The sequence below is a fragment of the Microbacterium gubbeenense DSM 15944 genome, assembly GCF_000422745.1.
In the GTDB taxonomy this organism is placed as follows: domain Bacteria; phylum Actinomycetota; class Actinomycetes; order Actinomycetales; family Microbacteriaceae; genus Microbacterium; species Microbacterium gubbeenense.
In genome coordinates this window covers 1-2277 of record NZ_AUGQ01000059.1, presented here as the reverse complement: position 1 = coordinate 2277, position 2277 = coordinate 1, and the positions used below count along the sequence as shown (strand labels likewise).

2 protein-coding genes and 1 pseudogene are annotated in these 2277 nt (G+C 61.8%); 2 read left to right on the top strand and 1 reads right to left on the bottom strand.

The window, feature by feature from the left end; translation table 11 throughout:
* Positions 1–90: 90 nt before the first annotated feature.
* Positions 91–294: pseudogene (locus tag G510_RS0113240) on the top strand (integrase core domain-containing protein); the annotation flags it as partial.
* Positions 295–462: 168 nt separating this feature from the next.
* Positions 463–1428 (top strand): acyltransferase family protein, encoded by a 966-nt coding sequence (locus tag G510_RS0113235; protein ID WP_029153995.1) that lies wholly within the window; start codon positions 463–465, stop codon positions 1426–1428.
* A gap of 59 nt (positions 1429–1487) precedes the next feature.
* Here G510_RS0113235 and G510_RS17015 read toward each other — a convergent pair.
* On the bottom strand, positions 1488–2277 hold a 790-nt coding region (locus G510_RS17015; protein WP_425411301.1), incomplete at its 5' end, for an IS1634 family transposase.

The window sequence follows — 2277 nt, the reverse complement described above, 5'->3', positions numbered from 1 at the left end:
TCAAACGCTACGTCATTCGCGAGGTCTACCACCTCGTCAAAACCGACCCGAGAACCGGCGAAATCACGAGTTGACAACTATAGGAGCATCAACGCGATGGCCGAATCGTTCTTCTCCGCGTTGAAGAACGAACGTGTCTACCGCACCGTTTACGCGACGAAAGAGCGCGCCAGGCGCGACGTCATCGCTTACGTTGAGGGGTTCTACAACAGTCGCCGCAGACACTCCGCACTCGGATACCAGCGGCCCGACGAGGTCCACTACAGTTACCAGCAGCCAGCATTGGCAGCGTAAGAGACACCATCAACTCCACTGTCCGAAATCAACGAAGCAGCCCACACCGCATGGCGCGCTCGCTGAGTGCCACCATGATTCTGGAAACGATGCCCATGTGGTTCAGTATACGTTCGCAGCAGACGACGCCGATTTGGAGCGCTAGCACCCTTCGTCGATGATGGGTCGGTGCGTTTCAAGTGGATGGACACCCTCCGCGGATCAGCGATCCTTCTTCTCCTGTGCTGGCATTCGTCAAGCATCCCGTTCTACTACTACGGGGTCAGGATGCCCGAGTGGCTCTTCCTCTTCAACGAGGTGTTCCTCCCGTGGCGTATGCCGACGCTCATGTTCATGTCGGGGATGCTCCTGCACAGGTCGCTTTCGAAGCCGCTCGGGACCTATTACGCCGGCAAAGCGCGGTCACTACTCTGGCCGTACGTGGTGTGGGGCGGGCTGCACATTCTCACCTGGCCCGGGTTCCTCGCTGCTCACCATGACGACTTCCTCGCCCTCGCCACCCCCAGCTACATTTGGTTCCTCGCCTACCTGATCCTGTTCTACCTGACCGGGCCCCTCGTTGCGAAGCTTCCGTGGTGGGTGACGTTGCCTGCGATCCTCTTGGCTACGCGGATCACCGTGTCCTACGAGATTCAGGACCTCGATTACTACGCGCTGTTCTTCTTCGCAGGACACTATGCACGCCCGCTGATGGGGCGCGTCACCCAAGCGCGAGGCTGGCCCGTCGCGCTCGGGTGGATCGCTGTCGCCGCATTCACTGCAGTGTCGCTGTGGAAAACCCACCAGATCGGGCAGCACTACTTCCAGTCGCGTGACATCGCGATTCCGGCGGTTCTCGTGCTCATCGCGGCCACCGCGAATCTCGCATCACGAGTAACAGACACCGTGGGCGAAAGCGCGGTGGTCCGATTCATCCAATGGGTGGGACGCAAATCGATCGTGTTCTACGTGGTTCACTTTCCGGTCATGCGTCTCGTCGCCGACCCGCTGGCCGACCGCCTCGGAGTATGGGTCATCCCGGTGTGCTACGTCGTCGCGCTTTCCGTCGGCATCATCCTTGCGTTGGGCTCCGACAAGATGCCGCTCTCCTTGCTCTTCCGAGCACCTTCCCGGAGCAAGCGGGACAGGGCGTAACCCAAACGGACGGAACAGGTCGCACAACTCCGCCCCACTCGGTCCTGGATCGTGTCAGGCTAGTGCCCCGGGCTCGGCTGGAGCGCGGCGACGATGTCGGCGGCTTCGCCTTCGGGTGGGGTGGTCGCGGTGAGCTGGTGGCCGTCGATGCTGATCGTCACGTCGCGGAGCGGCCGAAGCGCCCGAACGATCCGCCGGATGGTCACGCCGCTGCTCGCGTAGAGGTGTCGGCTGATCGCGAGAGCTGAGAACACGATCGTGAGGTGCGCGCTGATCGATTCCGCGGTCGACGCGAACATCGGTCTCGCGCGGAGGTCGGTCTTCGCCATCCGGAACGACGCCTCGACCTGGAACAGGTCGTGATAAGCGGCCACGACCTCAGCGGCGGGGACCTTCGCAATCGCGAGGTTGGTGACGTATCCCTTCAACCCGATGTACTCTCGGGCTTTGTCGATCCGCGCCTGGTTCACGGTCGGTTTCTCACCGAGGGTGACGAACCGGTCCTTCTTCGCCGGTCTCGTGCCAGCGGCGATCTGCTCGGCCCGTTCGATCTGCTTATTCAACGTGATGTTGTCGCGTCGTTTCCGCTTGTGGGAGTACTGCCAGACCACCCGCCTCACGCGCGCCTGCGCGCCCTTGCCCATCTTCCGGGTCGTGTCGACGGTCTCCCCGTCGATCGTGATGTTGCCGACGGTCGCGTAATGCTCGGCGAGATCGTAAGGCGCGGACGAGGTGCGGGAACCAACGATAAACGGGCTCTTCGTAATTAGCGGTGTAGTCGGGGTGCGCGCGGCGTTCGGCGGATAGAGGTCGAGGTCTTCCAGGATGGAAGTTCTCACACTCACCGTC